This is a genomic window from Pantoea rwandensis, assembly GCF_000759475.1.
Taxonomy (GTDB): domain Bacteria; phylum Pseudomonadota; class Gammaproteobacteria; order Enterobacterales; family Enterobacteriaceae; genus Pantoea; species Pantoea rwandensis_B.
In genome coordinates, this window is the sequence record NZ_CP009454.1 from 4,179,269 (window position 1) to 4,196,748 (window position 17,480).

The 17,480-nt window shown below is 53.0% G+C and carries 14 protein-coding genes and 2 tRNA genes; 4 read left to right on the forward strand and 12 right to left on the reverse strand.

Annotated elements, in window-relative coordinates:
• Positions 1–60 precede the first annotated feature (60 nt).
• From infB to rlmE, 10 genes are all read right to left on the reverse strand, one after another.
• On the reverse strand, positions 61–2,751 hold the full coding sequence (gene infB / locus LH22_RS19175; protein ID WP_038649419.1) for a translation initiation factor IF-2: 2,691 nt from the start codon (positions 2,749–2,751) through the stop codon (positions 61–63).
• Positions 2,752–2,768: 17 nt separating this feature from the next.
• Positions 2,769–4,256 carry a transcription termination factor NusA gene (nusA, locus tag LH22_RS19180; RefSeq protein ID WP_034826526.1) on the reverse strand — a complete coding sequence of 496 codons (1,488 nt, stop codon included), beginning with the start codon at positions 4,254–4,256 and terminating at the stop codon, positions 2,769–2,771.
• A 24-nt stretch (positions 4,257–4,280) separates the two neighbouring features.
• Positions 4,281–4,733, reverse strand: a complete 453-nt coding sequence (gene rimP, locus LH22_RS19185) for a ribosome maturation factor RimP (RefSeq protein ID WP_034826528.1) — start codon at positions 4,731–4,733, stop codon at positions 4,281–4,283.
• 211 nt (positions 4,734–4,944) lie between these two features.
• Positions 4,945–5,021 (reverse strand) — tRNA-Met (locus LH22_RS19190).
• Between the two features lie 59 nt (positions 5,022–5,080).
• Positions 5,081–5,167 (reverse strand) — tRNA-Leu (locus LH22_RS19195).
• A gap of 46 nt (positions 5,168–5,213) precedes the next feature.
• Entirely contained in the window at positions 5,214–5,549 is a 336-nt protein-coding gene (gene secG / locus LH22_RS19200; RefSeq protein ID WP_034826531.1) for a preprotein translocase subunit SecG, read from the reverse strand.
• 217 nt (positions 5,550–5,766) lie between these two features.
• A complete protein-coding gene (gene glmM, locus LH22_RS19205) occupies positions 5,767–7,101 on the reverse strand; it encodes a phosphoglucosamine mutase (protein WP_038649421.1) in 1,335 nt (444 codons plus the stop codon).
• 3 nt (positions 7,102–7,104) lie between these two features.
• Positions 7,105–7,938, reverse strand: coding sequence for a dihydropteroate synthase (gene folP / locus LH22_RS19210; RefSeq protein WP_034826536.1), 834 nt, complete (start codon positions 7,936–7,938; stop codon positions 7,105–7,107).
• Between the two features lie 85 nt (positions 7,939–8,023).
• Entirely contained in the window at positions 8,024–9,955 is a 1,932-nt protein-coding gene (ftsH, locus tag LH22_RS19215; protein WP_038649424.1) for an ATP-dependent zinc metalloprotease FtsH, read from the reverse strand.
• 173 nt (positions 9,956–10,128) lie between these two features.
• On the reverse strand, positions 10,129–10,758 hold the full coding sequence (rlmE, locus tag LH22_RS19220) for a 23S rRNA (uridine(2552)-2'-O)-methyltransferase RlmE (protein ID WP_034826540.1): 630 nt from the start codon (positions 10,756–10,758) through the stop codon (positions 10,129–10,131).
• 126 nt (positions 10,759–10,884) lie between these two features.
• Here rlmE and yhbY point away from each other — a divergent pair, with 126 nt between their 5' ends.
• Entirely contained in the window at positions 10,885–11,178 is a 294-nt protein-coding gene (gene yhbY, locus LH22_RS19225) for a ribosome assembly RNA-binding protein YhbY (RefSeq protein WP_034826542.1), read from the forward strand.
• A 128-nt stretch (positions 11,179–11,306) separates the two neighbouring features.
• On the opposite strand, the gene greA is transcribed toward yhbY, so the two are convergent.
• Positions 11,307–11,783, reverse strand: coding sequence for a transcription elongation factor GreA (greA, locus tag LH22_RS19230; protein ID WP_034826545.1), 477 nt, complete (start codon positions 11,781–11,783; stop codon positions 11,307–11,309).
• A 246-nt stretch (positions 11,784–12,029) separates the two neighbouring features.
• On the opposite strand from greA, the gene dacB reads away from it, so the two are divergent.
• The 3 genes from dacB to pmrB are packed head-to-tail and all read left to right on the forward strand — an operon-like array spanning position 12,030 to position 15,180.
• Positions 12,030–13,463 (forward strand): serine-type D-Ala-D-Ala carboxypeptidase, encoded by a 1,434-nt coding sequence (dacB, locus tag LH22_RS19235; RefSeq protein ID WP_038650282.1) that lies wholly within the window; start codon positions 12,030–12,032, stop codon positions 13,461–13,463.
• The gene (gene pmrA, locus LH22_RS19240) at positions 13,463–14,125 is read left to right on the forward strand and encodes a two-component system response regulator PmrA (RefSeq protein ID WP_034826547.1); all 663 of its coding nucleotides are present in this window, start codon (positions 13,463–13,465) and stop codon (positions 14,123–14,125) included. Before dacB ends, pmrA begins: the two co-directional genes overlap by 1 nt.
• Entirely contained in the window at positions 14,122–15,180 is a 1,059-nt protein-coding gene (pmrB, locus tag LH22_RS19245) for a two-component system sensor histidine kinase PmrB (RefSeq protein WP_038649428.1), read from the forward strand. Before pmrA ends, pmrB begins: the two co-directional genes overlap by 4 nt.
• Here the strand turns inward: pmrB and LH22_RS19250 are convergent.
• Positions 15,177–17,450: a TonB-dependent siderophore receptor gene (locus tag LH22_RS19250; RefSeq protein ID WP_038649431.1), complete on the reverse strand. Its 2,274-nt coding sequence runs from the start codon at positions 17,448–17,450 to the stop codon at positions 15,177–15,179. The two genes, pmrB and LH22_RS19250, sit on opposite strands and share 4 nt — an antisense overlap.
• Between the last annotated feature and the right edge of the window lie 30 nt (positions 17,451–17,480).

The window sequence follows — 17,480 nt, forward strand, 5'->3', positions numbered from 1 at the left end:
TTTCTCCCAAATAATTCGGGAGGCCAGAGGCCTCCCAAATTGCAACACATCAGATGATAATCAATCGATGGTGCGTTTAATTTCAATCACTTCAAAGACTTCGATCATATCGCCAACACGAACGTCGTTGTAGTTCTTCACGCCGATACCACACTCCATGCCATTACGCACTTCGTTGACATCGTCTTTAAAGCGACGCAGAGATTCCAGCTCGCCTTCGTAAATCACCACGTTGTCGCGCAGTACGCGAATCGGGTTGTGACGTTTGATGTTGCCTTCGGTAACCATACAGCCGGCAATGGCGCCAAATTTCGGTGACTTAAATACGTCACGCACTTCGGCCAGACCGATGATCTGCTGTTTGAATTCCGGTGCCAGCATGCCGCTCATTGCCGCTTTAACTTCGTCAATCAGATTATAGATGACGGAGTAGTAACGCAGGTCAACGCTTTCAGCATCAATCACGCGGCGGGCAGAAGCATCAGCACGAACGTTGAAGCCAAGAATAATCGCGTTAGAGGCTGCTGCCAGGGTGGCGTCGGTTTCAGTAATACCGCCCACGCCTGAACCGATAATTCTCACTTTCACTTCGTCGGTAGAGAGTTTCTGCAGGGAATCGGAGATCGCTTCCACAGAACCCTGTACGTCGGACTTCAGCACGATGTTCAGCTCGGACACTTCGCCTTCGGTCATGTTGGCGAACATGTTCTCCAACTTCGACTTCTGCTGACGTGCCAGCTTCACTTCGCGGAACTTGCCCTGACGATACAGTGCAACTTCACGTGCTTTCTTCTCATCACGTACAACGGTCGCTTCATCACCCGCTGCTGGCACACCAGACAGACCGAGGATTTCGACTGGAATCGATGGACCCGCTTCCAGCACTTCACGACCCAGTTCGTCACGCATCGCACGCACACGGCCATACTCGAAGCCGCACAGCACGATATCGCCTTTGTTCAGCGTACCTTCACGCACCAGAACAGTAGCAACCGGACCACGACCTTTATCAAGGAAGGATTCGATAACCACGCCGCTCGCCATACCTTCACGGATTGCGGTCAGCTCCAGAACTTCAGCCTGCAGCAGAATCACGTTCAGCAGGTCATCAATACCGGTACCGGCTTTTGCAGACACGTTAACGAACATGTTCTCGCCGCCCCACTCTTCCGGAATAATTCCATACTGAGTCAGCTCGTTCTTAACGCGGTCTGGATCGGCTTCTGGCTTATCAATCTTGTTCACTGCAACCACAACCGGCACTTTCGCCGCTTTGGCGTGCTGGATAGCTTCGATGGTCTGTGGCATCACGCCGTCATCGGCTGCAACGACGAGGATAACGATATCCGTTGCCTGCGCACCACGTGCACGCATTGCGGTAAACGCGGCGTGGCCAGGGGTATCCAGGAAGGTGATCATACCGTTGTCAGTTTCAACGTGGTAAGCACCGATATGCTGAGTAATACCGCCAGCCTCGCCTGAAGCGACTTTGGTTGAGCGGATGTAATCCAGCAGGGAGGTTTTACCATGGTCAACGTGACCCATGATGGTGACCACTGGCGCGCGAGCTTCCTGCGCAGCATCGGTGTCACGATCGTCCATTACCGCTTCTTCCAGCTCGTTCTCGCGGCGCAGGATCACTTTGTGACCCATTTCTTCCGCAACCAGCTGGGCAGTTTCCTGGTCGATAACCTGGTTAATGGTCGCCATAGCGCCCATCTTCATCATCGCTTTGATAACCAGAGAACCTTTGATCGCCATTTTATTGGCCAGTTCCGCTACGGTGATAGTTTCACCGATGACAACATCGCGGTTAACAGCCTGCACCGGCTTGTTGAAGCCCTGCTGCAGGGAGCTTGGCTTACGATGCTTACCGCCTTTACCACCACGAACTTGCGCACGCGCTTCTTCACGGTCGGTTTTGGCTTCGGAATGCTTGTTACCTTTTTTAACCGGACGCGCAGCTTTAGCAGTACGTGTACGAGCACGACCCGCTTCAACTTGACGATCGTTCTCGTCTTCGGCCTGACGGGCATGAGTAGACGTGGTGACGTGATAGTCGCCTTTGTCTTCTTCTTCAGGTTTTTCCCATTCCGCCGCTTTTTCTTCAGCCAGGCGTTTAGATTCTTCTGCTACGCGGCGGGCATCTTCTTCCAGCTTGCGGCGTGCTTCTTCTTCCGCTTTGCGTTTCAGTTCAGCCGCTTCGGCTTCACGGCGCGCTTTATCAGATTGCGCAGCCTTGGTTACTTCGTCGGTTGGTTGATTAGTCACTTTCTCATTTTCCGCTGCTTCACGTTTAGCCTTGTCAGCGGCTTCGCGCTTGGCTTTGTCTTCGGCTTCACGTTGCGCTTTTTGTTCAGCTTCGCGACGGGCTTGTTCTTCCGCCTCGCGACGCGCCTGCTCTTCCGCTTCACGCTGCGCCTCGGCTTCTGCTTCTGCCTGAGCTTGCTCAGACTCTGCATCACCTTTCACGTATGTGCGTTTTTTGCGGACTTCGATTTGCACCGACTTACTTTTACCCCCGGTGACGGGAATATTCAAGGTGCTGCGCGTTTTGCGCTGTAATGTCAGTTTACTTGAACCGGTCTGACCGTGCTCACGATTCAAATGGGACAGTAAGGTTTCTTTCTCTTGCTGGGACACCGCATCGTTTTCAGACTTGCGGATCCCTGCGTCAGCAAATTGCTGTACCAGGCGATCGACCGGAGTCTGAATTTCGGCGGCCAGCGATTTTACGGTTACATCTGTCATGCTGTTCCTTCCTGTTATTACGCGTCATCGCCGAACCAGCAGATATTACGTGCAGCCATAATCAGCGCACCGGCCTTCTCATCATCCAGCCCTTCAATATCTGTCAGATCGTCAACACCTTGCTCAGCGAGATCTTCCAGCGTGCAAACGCCTTTAGACGCCAGGCGATACGCCAGCGCACGATCCAGGCCCTCAAGATTCAGAAGATCCTCAGCGGGCTCCTGATTACCAAGGCTCTCTTCTTTCGCTAATGCCAGGGTGGTCAACGCATTTTTGGCTCGTTCACGCAGGGCTTCAATGGTCTCTTCGTCGAGGCCGTCGATTTCCAGCAACTCGTTGATTGGCACGTAAGCCAATTCTTCCAGCGAAGAGAAGCCCTCTTCCACCAGTACGGTGGCGAACTCTTCGTCGATGTCGAGATGTTTGGTGAACATATCGATCGCTGCGTGGGCTTCAGCCTGATGCTTAGCCTGCAGATCATCGACGGTCATCACGTTCAGTTCCCAACCGCTCAGTTGGGAAGCCAGACGCACGTTTTGGCCGTTACGGCCGATCGCCTGAGCCAGATTACCGGCTTCAACAGCGATATCCATGGTGTGATTGTCTTCATCCACCACGATTGACGCCACATCGGCTGGCGCCATGGCGTTAATCACGAACTGCGCCGGGTTATCGTCCCACAGCACGATATCGATACGCTCGCCACCCAGCTCGCTTGATACAGCCTGGACGCGCGCACCGCGCATACCCACACAAGCGCCTACCGGATCAATACGTTTATCGTTGGTTTTCACCGCGATTTTAGCGCGTGAACCTGGATCGCGCGCAGCCGCTTTGATCTCGATAACTTCTTCACCGATTTCTGGCACTTCAATGCGGAACAGTTCGATCAGCATTTCTGGTTTAGAACGAGTGACAAACAGCTGTGCACCACGCGCTTCCGGGCGAACGGCATATAACACGCCGCGAATACGGTCGCCTGGACGGAAGTTTTCACGTGGCAGCATATCTTCACGTCCGATCACAGCTTCAGCATTGCTGCCCAGATCGAGTGAGATACTGTCGCGGTTTACTTTCTTCACCACGCCGGTGATGATTTCACCTTCATGTTGACGGAACTGATCAACCACCATCGCGCGCTCAGCTTCACGTACTTTCTGCACGATAACCTGCTTGGCGGTTTGGGTGGTGATACGGTCGAAGGTGACAGATTCAATCTGGTCTTCAACGTATTCGCCCAGATTGAACGCTTCGTCTTCAAAGCGGGCCGCATCCAGCGTAATTTCACGAGTCGGCTGTGTCACTTCTTCCACAATCTGCCAGCGACGGAAAGTATCGAAATCACCGCTGCGACGGTCAATGCTGACGCGCACTTCGATCTCTTGCTCATACTTCTTTTTAGTCGCAGTGGCCAAAGCGCTCTCAAGCGCTTCGAAGATTTTCTCACGTGGCAGGGCTTTTTCGTTAGAAACGGCTTCTACTACAGCTAAGATCTCTTTGTTCATCCTGGTTAGCCTCAATCCGGACTTTTAAAAGTGGGGGACCAGGTTCGCTTTCTGAATATTACTCAGCGCGAACACCTCATCGTTACCCTCAACGGTTACCGTGATCATCTCACCTTCCACGGATTTGATGATCCCCTGCCATTTACGGCGGTTCTGTACGGCCATGCGCAGTGTCAGGCTCACCTCATCACCGGCGAAACGTGCATAGTGTTCAGCAGTGAAAAGAGGACGCTCGAGACCTGGCGAGGAGACTTCAAGGTTGTAAGCCACCGTAATGGGATCTTCCACATCCATTACCGCGCTGACCTGGTGGCTAACATCGGCACAATCATCAACATTGATACCATTCTCACTATCAATATAGATGCGCAAAGTCGATGTGCGACCGCGAACGAATTCGATACCGACCAATTCGTAGCCAAGCGCTTCTACTGGAGCGGTGATCAAATCAGTCAATTTTTGCTCTAATGTGGACAAGCCCACCCCCAAGACATAAAAAAAGGGCCTATAGCCCAGTATTGCGATTCCTGATAACAAAAAACCCCGAAAATTCGGGGCTTTTTGTGACTGGACCCTGTACGCCGCATAGCGGCTTCGGCACACAATCCAAAAGAATTTTTTTCAAAAAACACTGAGGATGCGTCCGTCGATGCATACAGTATATTTGAAAAAGAACTCTAAGGGAAAGTGGTTGCGGGGGCCGGATTTGAACCGACGACCTTCGGGTTATGAGCCCGACGAGCTACCAGGCTGCTCCACCCCGCGTCCGAAAACGTGGCGAATAATACGCCGACCTTGCTAAAAAAGCAAGTTTTACTGAGATTTGGTACCGAGGACGGGACTTGAACCCGTAAGCCCTTTCGAGCACTACCACCTCAAGGTAGCGTGTCTACCAATTTCACCACCTCGGTACTGCACTGACTGCGACGTTATGTTGCCGCTAAAGCATTGACGATGTTACTGCGGGATATCATTGCCCGGGGTTGCCGGTTTAGCTGGCTGAGTCTGCTGTTCAGACTGAGCTGGCGCAGTGAGGTTTTCCCACTCGCTTCCTTTAGAAGACTTGTTCGTGTTCAGATTGCCCAGGATCAAGCTGATAATGAAGAACAGGGTCGCCAGTACTGCAGTCATACGTGTCATGAAATTACCAGACCCGTTTGAACCGAACAGTGTACCAGAGGCGCCTGCACCGAATGAGGCTCCCATATCAGCGCCTTTGCCTTGCTGAAGCATGATCAGACCTACAAGGCCAATCGCAACAATAAGGAAAACAACTAACAGAGCTTCGTACATAATCAACCTGTTTCCTTGCGCGTTATCCGCACAGTTAAAGCTTCACCAATATTGACGGGGAGTATCGTCATCACCCATCAGAAGCGGGTGTGAATACTAACCAATGGGGCATACCTCTGCAAGCGCAATTTTCACGAACTTTATTGATTGCGGAAAAAAACGCCAGGGCGGTGATTTAACAGGCGGAAAGTCGAGATCTCGCCGCCTGATAACACCTTTAAACCGCTTTCACTGCATCAGCAATTTTATGCGCCAACTCGGTGACTAAAGTTTCGTCTTCCCCCTCAACCATCACGCGGATCAGCGGTTCAGTACCGGATTTACGCAGCAGTACACGACCTCGCCCTGCTAACGTTTTTTCGACTTCAGCACTAACGGCTTTAACACTCTCGGATTCCAGAGGATCATGACTGCCGCTGAAGCGTACGTTGACCAGAACCTGCGGCAGCATTTTCATGCCACTGCACAAATCATGCAGACTCATGTGATTACGCACAATAGCAGTGAGCACTTGCAAACTTGCCACGATGCCGTCACCGGTACTGATTTTGTCCAGCAGGATGACATGGCCAGAGTTTTCAGCCCCCATGCGCCAGCCCTTCTCCTGCATTTTTTCCAGCACGTAGCGGTCACCCACTTTGGCACGCGTGAAGGGAATGCCCAACTGTTTCAACGCCAGTTCCAGCCCCATATTACTCATCAACGTGCCCACCACGCCGCCGCGCAGTTGCCCCTGACGCAACGCTTCACGTGCAATGATGTAGAGAATCTGGTCACCATCGACCTTCATGCCCAGATGATCAACCATCATGATGCGGTCGCCATCGCCATCGTAAGCAAGGCCCAAATCGGCCTTCTCTTCCAGCACGCGCTGCTGCAGCATGCGGAGATCGGTTGCGCCGCACTCTTTGTTGATGTTCATGCCATCGGGCTGAACGCCAATCGCAATCACCTTAGCGCCCAATTCACGCAGCACGTTAGGCGCGATGTGATAGGTCGCACCATTAGCGCAATCCACCACAATTTTCAGGCCGTTGAGGCTTAACTCGCTCGGGAATGTGCCTTTACAGAACTCAATATAGCGGCCGGCAGCGTCAACAATACGGCTGGCGCGCCCCAGCTCAGCGGACTCGACACAGGTTAGCGGCTTCTCTAACTCAAGCTCAATGGCCTCTTCCACTTCATCCGGTAATTTAGTGCCTTCCGCAGAGAAGAATTTGATACCGTTATCGTCGAAAGGATTATGCGATGCAGAGATTACGATGCCGGCTTCTGCGCGGAAGGTCCGCGTCAGATAGGCAATCGCGGGCGTTGGCATAGGTCCCGTAAAGGCCGCCGACAAACCGGCTGCAGCCAGGCCGGCTTCCAGTGCCGATTCCAGCATATAGCCAGAAATGCGTGTGTCTTTACCAATCAATACTTTACGCGAACCCGAACGCGCCAGGACCTTACCCGCAGCAAAACCCAGCTTCAGGACAAAATCAGGGGTAATCGGCGCTTCACCGACCTTGCCACGAATACCATCTGTACCGAAATATTTACGATTACTCATGCTTTATCCTTTTGCTCTCCGTGTCGCTTCAACAATACGCATCGCTTCGACAGTCTCTTTAACATCATGCACGCGAATAATTTGTGCACCCTGCATAGCGGCAATCACCGCACAGCTCAGGCTGCCGGTCAGACGCTGCGTCGGGCCGACATTTAACAGCTGGCCAATCATCGATTTACGTGACATTCCGACCAGTAGCGGTAAGCCAAAATGGTGGAAATGGCTGAGTTCTGCCAGCAGTTGATAATTGTGGTTGAGATTCTTACCGAAACCGAAGCCAGGGTCGAGCAACAGATTCTCTTTTTTAATGCCTGCCGCTTCGCAGCGTGCAATCTGTGCATGGAAGTAAGCGTCCACTTCACCCACGATATTCTGATATTCAGGTGCTTGCTGCATGGTACGAGGTTCGCCCTGCATATGCATCAGACACACCGGCAGACCGGTTTCTGCTGCTGCTGCCAACGCACCCGGTTCTGACAGTGAGCGAATATCATTAATGATGTGAGCACCCACTCGCGCTGATTCACGGATCACTTCTGGCTTTGAAGTATCCACGGAAATCCACACTTCAAAACGCTGAGCAATGGCTTCCACTACCGGAATCACGCGCGCTAACTCTTCATCTACGCTGACTTCATCGGCACCTGGCCGCGTAGATTCCCCGCCGACATCGATGATGGTTGCGCCCGCATTCACCATCTCATTGGTATGGGTCAGCGCATCCACCAACGTGTTGTGTGTTCCGCCATCAGAGAAGGAGTCCGGCGTGACATTCAAAATACCCATCACATGGGGAAACGACAGATCGAGATGGGAATCACGGGCGAACAACTTCATGGCGGGAATCTCCTTGGGAATCACGGTATCACTGAATGTAAAAAACCCCGGACCGGCCGGGGTTTTTGCTGAGGTTTGTGGCCTCTTATTTGTCGAACTGTTCTGACATGGTGTTGCCAGGATTTGGCGTACGCGGTTCATCAACCGGACGTGGCGCCTTTGGCGTGCCATTGTTGTCCGATGAACTGCTGCTGCCTGAATCATCCCAACCTGCAGGTGGGCGAACTTCACGGCGAGCCATCAAGTCATCAATCTGTGGCGCATCAATGGTTTCATACTTCATCAGCGCGTCTTTCATCGCGTGAAGGATGTCCATGTTCTCACCCAGCAGAACACGAGCACGTTGGTAGTTGCTATCGATCAGGTGTTTAACTTCCTGGTCGATGATGCGTGCTGTTTCATCTGACATGTGTTTAGCCTTGGCCACAGAGCGGCCGAGGAACACTTCGCCTTCTTCTTCAGCATACAGCAACGGACCTAACTTCTCGTTGAAGCCCCACTGCGTCACCATGTTGCGCGCCAGGTTAGTGGCGACTTTAATATCGTTAGATGCACCGGTAGAAACGTGTTCTGCGCCGTAGATGATCTCTTCCGCCAGACGACCGCCGTACAGCGTCGAGATCTGACTTTCAAGTTTCTGGCGGCTGGCGCTAATCGCGTCGCCTTCTGGCAGGAAGAAGGTCACACCCAGCGCACGTCCACGCGGAATAATCGTCACTTTGTGCACCGGATCGTGTTCCGGTACCAGACGACCAATAATTGCATGGCCCGCTTCGTGGTAAGCGGTGGATTCTTTCTGCGCTTCCGTCATCACCATGGAGCGACGTTCTGCACCCATCATGATTTTGTCTTTCGCTTTCTCGAACTCAACCATCGAGACCACACGCTTGTTGCCACGTGCAGCAAACAGTGCCGCTTCGTTGACAAGGTTAGCGAGGTCAGCACCCGAGAAGCCCGGCGTACCTCGTGCGATGATCGCTGCATCAATGTCAGTGGCCAGCGGCACACGACGCATATGCACTTTCAGAATCTGTTCACGACCGCGAACATCTGGCAGACCGACCACAACCTGGCGGTCAAAACGACCTGGGCGCAGCAGCGCGGGGTCAAGTACGTCTGGACGGTTAGTTGCGGCGATAACAATGATGCCTTCATTACCTTCGAAGCCATCCATCTCCACCAGCATCTGGTTCAGCGTCTGCTCACGTTCATCATGACCACCGCCTAAACCAGCGCCACGTTGACGGCCTACGGCATCGATTTCATCGATAAAGATGATGCACGGTGCGGCTTTCTTCGCCTGCTCGAACATGTCACGCACACGAGATGCACCGACACCCACGAACATTTCAACGAAGTCAGAACCGGAGATAGTGAAGAACGGTACTTTTGCTTCGCCAGCAATCGCTTTAGCCAGCAAAGTTTTACCCGTACCCGGAGGGCCGACCATCAGGACGCCTTTCGGGATCTTACCACCCAGTTTCTGGAAGCGGCTTGGCTCGCGCAGATACTCAACCAGTTCACCCACTTCTTCTTTCGCTTCATCGCAACCTGCGACATCTGCAAACGTGGTCTTGATCTGGTCTTCGGTCAGCATGCGGGCTTTACTCTTGCCAAAGGACATTGCGCCTTTGCCACCGCCGCCCTGCATCTGCCGCATAAAGAAGATCCAAACGCCAATCAACAGCAGCATTGGGAACCAGGAGATGAAGATGGAAGCCAGCAGGCTTGGCTCTTCTGGTGGTTCGCCAATCACTTTGACGTTTTTGGTCAAGAGGTTATCAAGCAACTTGGGATCGTTGACAGGAATGTAAGTCGTATATTTATTACTGTCTTTTTTGACAACGTTAATCTCACGCCCGTTAATACGTGCCTCGCGGACCTGATCCTGGTTCACTTCCGACAGGAAGGTTGAATAATCAACCCTACGGCCATTCGACTCGCTGGGCCCAAAGCTCTGGAAGACAGACATCAGCACGACCGCGATGACTAACCAGAGAATCAGGTTTTTCGCCATGTCACTCAAGGGATTAACCTCATATTACAACGGTGTTAACAGACAGCGTAGGGTACTATATATCCTTCAGACCTGGAATCGCGGCGCTGATGATTTTACTGCTTTCCACTGAAACTCAGAATTACACATCAGAGTAAACGCAGTTCGCCTTGCTTTGATTCCGGTACCGAGGGCTATAGTTTGCGCCCTGTCGCCACAATATACACTTCACGCGAACGTAAACGAGAAGCGTCTGGCTTACGAATTTTCACTTTCGTAAATAGGGAGCGAATTTCCCGCAGGTATTCCTCGAAGCCATCTCCCTGAAACACTTTCACTACAAAACTGCCGCCAGGCGCCAGGATATCCCGACACATTTCCAGCGCCAACTCTACCAAATACATCGATCGTGGAATATCAACCGCAGGTGTACCACTCATGTTCGGCGCCATGTCAGACATGACAACTTGCACCTTTTGGTCACCTACTCGCTCCAGCAATGCGTTCAGCACTGCCTCTTCACGAAAGTCGCCCTGTAAAAAATCGACACCGACAATCGGGTCCATGGGAAGCAAGTCACAGGCAATAATACGACCGTTGGATCCAATCTGTTGTACCGCATATTGCGACCAACCACCGGGTGCAGCACCCAGATCTACCACTGTCATGCCGGGTTTGAAAAGCTTGTCACCCTGCTGAATTTCGTCCAGTTTAAACCAGGCGCGCGAACGCAACCCCTTTTTCTGTGCCTGCAACACATATTTATCGCTAAAGTGTTCCTGTAGCCAGCGACTGGAACTGGCCGAACGCTTTTTACCCGTCATAATTTTTCCAATTAAATCTTCATCGTAGCGATAAATCAGTACGCAATGAGTCGCGTTGATTTGGCGATATACCCGAGATGGCGGTAGAATGAACCGTTTTCAATCCCTGAGTAAGTAAAAAATACGATGAATCTGAGTACCAAACAAAAACAGCACCTGAAAGGCCTTGCCCATCCACTTAAGCCCGTTGTTATGCTGGGCGGTAATGGCTTGACCGAAGGCGTGCTCGCCGAAATCGAACTGGCGCTCGAGCATCACGAATTGATCAAGGTGAAAATTGCCTCTGAAGATCGTGAAACCAAGCAGCTGATCGTTGACGCTATCGTACGTGAAACAAAAGCTTGTAACGTACAGGTCATCGGCAACACGCTGGTGCTGTATCGCCCTGCAAAAGAGCGCAAAATTACTCTGCCACGTTAATCAAGCCGTAAAGGCTGCCATGACGGGCAGAGAAAGTGCCATGCTCCTGCATGGGATAAAAGGCCGCTATGCGGCCTTTTTCCTTTCTTTACAATATGCGGCTACACATTTCAAAGCGTAGCAATATCTTAAAGGTATTCCACCTTTAACACTTCATATTCCACATCGCCGCCCGGTGTCTTCACAATCGCAACGTCGTCTGCTTCTTTTCCAATCAAACCACGCGCCATCGGCGAGTTCACTGAAATCAGGTTTTGTTTGAAGTCAGCTTCATCATCACCCACGATGCGGTAAGTGAATTCTTCGTCCGTATCCACATTCAAAATGGTCACGGTAGCACCAAAAATCACGCGGCCGGTTTTCGGCATCGTCGTGATATCAATCACCTGAGCGTTGGAGAGTTTGGCTTCAATCTCCTGAATACGGCCTTCGCAAAAACCCTGCTCTTCACGGGCAGCGTGGTATTCGGCATTTTCTTTGAGATCGCCGTGCTCACGAGCTTCGGCAATAGAGGCGATGATGCGCGGACGCTTCACGGTTTTCAGTTCGTTCAGCTCTTCACGCAGGCTCTCAGCGCCTTTCAACGTCATCGGAATCTGATTCATTTTGGCTCCTCGTCATCTATCCTGGTTAACGGCGTCATCCTGACCGGTGACAGCAGAAAACAGCTTCTGCGGCGCGTTACCTCTTTTCACAAGCAAAAGAAGCCTGACCCGGAAAGCTTTCCGGGTCAGGTTCGGTTTTGCATTTTGATACGTATTTTACCCCAGAGTTCCCTGTGGGTCATCGTTTACTTTGCACCGCCTCGGGACGTAGTATTGACGCCTTCACCCGTCAGTTACCGCGAGATTATGCGATTTTCACGACTTGTTACCGGATTAACCTGTGCGTTTATGCTGCAGGCACAAGCAGCCCCCGTTGAAGAATACATGCAGTATTTGCCAGACGGCGCAAACCTGGCGCTGATGGTACAAAAAGTGGGCGCATCAACCCCGATAATCGACTATCACGGCAAACAGATGGCATTGCCGGCCAGTACCATGAAGGTGATTACCGCGCTGGCGGCCCTGCTGGAACTCGGTCCGGACTTCCGTTTTCAGACCACGATGGAAACCAAGGGTGCGATCAGCGATGGCACGCTCAATGGCGATTTAGTGGCGCGTTTTGGTGGCGATCCGACGCTGAGCCGTCAGGATCTGCGCAATATGGTGGCGGCCCTGAAAAAGCAGGGCATCACGCATATCAAAGGCAATCTGGTGATCGATACGTCCGTGTTTGCCAGCCACGACGCTGCGCCAGGTTGGCCGTGGAACGATATGACGCAGTGTTTTAGCGCCCCGCCTGGCGCGGCTATCGTCGACAAAAACTGCTTCTCGGTCTCGCTCTATAGCGCCACCACGCCGGGCGAAAACGCCTTTGTGCGTATCGCCTCGTATTATCCAGCGCATATGTTTAGCCAAGTACGCACTATTGGTCGTAACAGTGGAGATGGGCAGTACTGCGAGTTGGATGTGGTACCGGGCGAGTTAAACCGCTATACGCTGACCGGCTGCATGCGCCAACGCGCCGAACCTTTGCCGCTGGCGTTTGCTGTGCAAGATGGTGCCGCCTGGGCAGGCGAAATCCTCAAGGCCGAACTGCGTGCCGCGGATATCGATTACAGCGGCCATTTAGTCCGTCAGACGCAGGTTACCTCACCGGCAACCGTGCTAGCGTCGACGCAATCCGCGCCGCTGCACAATCTGCTGCACACCATGCTGAAGAAATCGGACAACATGATTGCGGATACGGTGTTCCGTACCATCGGCCATCACTATTTCAACGTACCAGGCACGTTCCGCGCCGGTTCCGATGCGGTACGCCGCATACTGCGTGAAAAAGCGGGCGTCGATCTCGGCAACAGCATTCAGGTCGATGGTTCAGGCTTGTCGCGTCACGATTTGATTGCGCCAGATACCATGATGCAGGTACTGCAATACATCGCGAAAAATGACTCAACGCTGAACTACATCTCCATGCTGCCGCTGGCAGGATACGATGGCACGTTGCAATATCGTGGTGGCCTGCATGAAGCCGGACTGGATGGCAAAGTGTCGGCAAAAACCGGTTCGCTGCAGGGCGTCTATAATCTGGCTGGATTTATTACCACTTCCAGCGGTGCACGTGTCGCCTTTGTGCAGTATCTTTCTGGTTATGCGGTGCCGCCTGAAGATCAGAAAACGCGGCGCATTCCTCTGGTACGCTTTGAAAGCCGCCTCTACTCGGATATCAACAAAAACAACTAATGAAATTGCTGATCGTTGAAGATGACGCGCTGTTGCAATCGGGCCTTGCTCAGGCCCTTAGCGCACAAGGGTATGCGGTTGACTGCGCGAGTACTGCTGCAGAAAGTAATGCTTTCTTACGCAGTGGGCAGTACAGCCTGATCGTCCTGGATCTCGGTTTACCGGATCGCGATGGTGCCACGCTGCTGCGTCAGTGGCGGCGCGATGGCATCAACGTGCCGGTGTTGATCCTGACGGCACGTGATGCGCTGGAGGATCGCGTGGATGGCCTGGATGCCGGTGCCGACGATTATCTGGTCAAACCCTTCGCGCTGGTGGAACTGCAGGCGCGTGTGCGTGCACTGATTCGCCGTTTTCAGGGCCACAGCGACAATTTGCTGCAACAAGGTGATCTCACTCTCAATCTCAGTTCGCAGCAGGTATTGCTGGAAGAGCGTCCGCTGGAAATCACCCCAAAGGAGTTCGCACTGCTGACGCGCCTGTTAATGCGCGTCGGTCAGAACGTCCATCGCGAAACGCTGCAGCAGGATCTCTACAGCTGGAATGACGATCCTGGATCCAATACGCTGGAAGTTCACATTCACAATCTGCGCCGTAAGCTCGGAAAAGATCGTATCAAAACCGTGCGTGGCGTGGGCTACCGCCTGGAAGTGCGCGAATGAACAGCATGCGTCAGCGGTTACTGATTATGCTGGCGCTGATTCTCCTCACCTGCCAGGTGATGAGCGCCATCTGGTTATGGCATGAGAGTCGCGAACAGATCAGTTTCCTGGTCAACGAAACGCTGTCTGCTCAGGCGCGCAACGACCGCGTCGAGAATGAGATCCGTGAAGCCATCGCTTCACTGCTGTTGCCTTCACTGGTGATGGTCGCTCTGACGCTGCTGCTGTCATTCTGGGCGATTAACTGGATCATTCGTCCATTACGATCCCTGCAGGATAGCCTCGCCCATCGTTCCGCCGATAATCTCACCCCGCTGCCGGTTTATTCAGAAATGGATGAGATCGTTGCCGTGACGTCTTCCATTAATCAGCTATTTTCGCGGCTCGACCACACGCTCCAACAGGAACGCCTCTTCACCGCCGATGCCGCACATGAATTGCGTACCCCTTTGGCCGGTTTACGTCTGCATCTTGAACTTCTGCACCAGCAGAACGTGCCGCAGAGTGAGATGCTGATTGAACGTATCGACCAGTTGATGCACACCGTGGAGCAACTGCTGATGCTGTCGCGAGCTGGCCAGGCGCTGGCAGGCGGTCACTATCAGCAGTTGCAGTGGCAAAAAGACATCATGCAGCCGCTGCAGCCGGAAATGGCCGAACTTTATGCACAGCGACAGCAAACACTGCACTGGCCGCACGGCAAAGATATTCCACAGCAAGGTGAAGCCGTGTTACTGCGTCTGATGCTGCGTAATCTGCTGGAAAACGCCTCACGTTACAGCCCGGAAGGCAGTGAAGTCAGTGTGAAAATGCAGCAGGATAAACAGCAGGTGATCATCGAAGTGTGGGATCAGGGACCAGGCATTGAGGCCGATGCGGCAGAAGAACTGACGCAAGCCTTCCGTCGTCGCGATCAGCGTTACGGTGGCAGCGGATTGGGTCTGAATATCGTACTGCGCATTGTGCAGATGCACCGTGGCAGGCTGGAGCTGGTTAACCGTAAAGATAGCAACGGGCTGATTGCCCGCTGCTATTTACCGCATCAGCTGCTTTAGAAGTGAGTGTTGAGGCTCATGTAGTAAGTACGGCCTGACTCGTTATAAGTATTCGCACCCGCACCGTAGAGGTAGGCGCCTGTTGTCGCGTTCCCGGTGGTTTGCGCATTACCTTCGCGGAAGTGACGCTTATCAAACAGGTTGTCGATACCCAGGGTGACGCTGGCGTACTTATTCACATCATAAGTCCCGCTCAGGCCAACGATAGAGTAAGGACTGACTTTATCGGCCGCGCTTCCCGTCACCGGCTGACCTTTATAGTCATACTTTTTCGGTGTTTGCGTGCCGTACCAGGTCAGGGTGGTTTGCAGCGACAGATCCTGCGTTGCCTGCCAGCTCAGCGTTGAGTTCAGGGTGTATTCCGGGATGATTGACAGACGATCGCCGGTTTCCTTGTTCTTACTCTGCAGCATATAAGTGAAGTTGTTGTTCCACATCACGCTATCAGAGAACGGCACGTTAACCGTACCTTCCAGCCCTTCCACCACTGCTTTCGGTACGTTTTCCCACTTGTAGATATCCGTGGTGCCGTTTGAGGCTTTACCGACGGCTGCGTAACCCGCTTCAATCTTGTTGCGGTAATCGTTACGGAACCAAGTCAGACCCGCCTGATAGCCTTCGTGTTTCCACTCCAGTCCAATCTCTTTGTTGAAACTGTTTTCGGCTTTCAGGTCTGGGTTACCCTGCAGATAACAGGCGCCGGTGCTGGCAGCACAGCCTTGGCCGTTGCTGTACAGCAGGTAGTTCGGGTTGGTCTGGTACAGGCTTGGCGCTTTATAAGCCAGGCCCGCCCCCATCTTCAGCGTGAAGTCATCACCCAAACCTTGCGACAGGTTCAGAGACGGACTCCAGTTGTTACCCACAATCGAGTGATGATCGAAACGCAGGCTCGGCGTCAGCATGGTGCTGTCAGTCAGTTCCATGTTGTCTTCAGCGAACAGCGAGAAGATTTCCGCCTGCGAATACGGACTACGACCGGTATTCGACACGCCAGGCACAGAGCCATAGTTAGCAGCCTGAGTGGTTGAAGAGGGATCCTTCATGCTCTGCTGGTTCCATTCGGCGCCCAGCGTTGCCGTCTGATTAATCAGCCACTCAAACGGAATGCTAACTTCGCTGTGCAGCAAAATATCGTCTAACTGAATGGTGTTGAAACCATCGTTAGAGAAGATACCTTCCGTTCCGCCCGCCAGACCTTCGTTAATGCGGCTGTTACGGGTTTTCTCATAACGTGCGTAGGTATTGGTGCTGACACCGTTATCCCAGGCACCAGTCCATTTCAGCGAGATGTTCTGGCGATACAGGCGGTTAGTTTCATCGCCATACAGGCTTTTCACCAGCGCACTGGTGTTGGTGTTCTGCGTATCGCCTGCATACAGGTTGCCTTGACGGCTGTAGCCCGCTTGCAACTCCAGGGTTTGCATCGGAGCAAACGCCCAGCTCAGTAACGCATTGATATCTTTATTGACCGAGCCTTCACGGCCTGAAGGATAGCTACCCGCATAAGTACCGGTACGTGCCGCTGCATGGCCTTCATTGATGTCATACGCATCGGCCTGAGTTTTGGCTAATCCCCCGTACAACCGGAAGTTGAAGTCGTCACCCAGCGGCCCTTCAAGGCTGAAGTTGGTGCGTTTGGTTGCGCCTTCTGCTTTGTGTTCCGGTGCATTGAAGTAGGTGTTCCAGGAACCGTGCCACTGCTGGTCGGTGTACTTTTTGGTGATAATATTCACCACCCCGCCCGCCGCGCCATTGCCGTAACGTACCGCAGCCGGGCCACGAATGACGTCGATATGGTCGATCATCTCTGGCGGCACCCAGTTGGTGTCACCGCGCGTATCACGCTCACCGCGCCAGCCCAAACGCACCGAGTTGCGGCTGGTGATTGGCATGCCATCCACCATAATCAGGGTGTTTTCCGGGCCCATGCCGCGAATATCGATCTGGCGATTGTTACCGCGCTGGCCGCTGGTGGAGTTACCGGTCAGGTTAACGCCTGGCATGGTACGAATAATTTCAGAGACATCACGCGCCGGTGGATGCTTTTTAATTTCATCTGCGGTGATGGTGGAAACGCCGGGTGCCTGCAGGTTCTGCTGCTGTGCGGTCACCATTAACGTGCCGCCATTCATCGATTCGGCGTCAGTGGTGGATTGGCTGCTGGTCGTCTTGCTGGAAGTGTCTGCTGCCCAGGCGCTGCCGGAGAGCAGTGAGGCGCTCAGCCCCAGTTCAATCAAAATAGCTAATGATAATCGTGAGTAACGCGTCATTGTTTTTCATTCCTGGATGGCCAGTAAAAA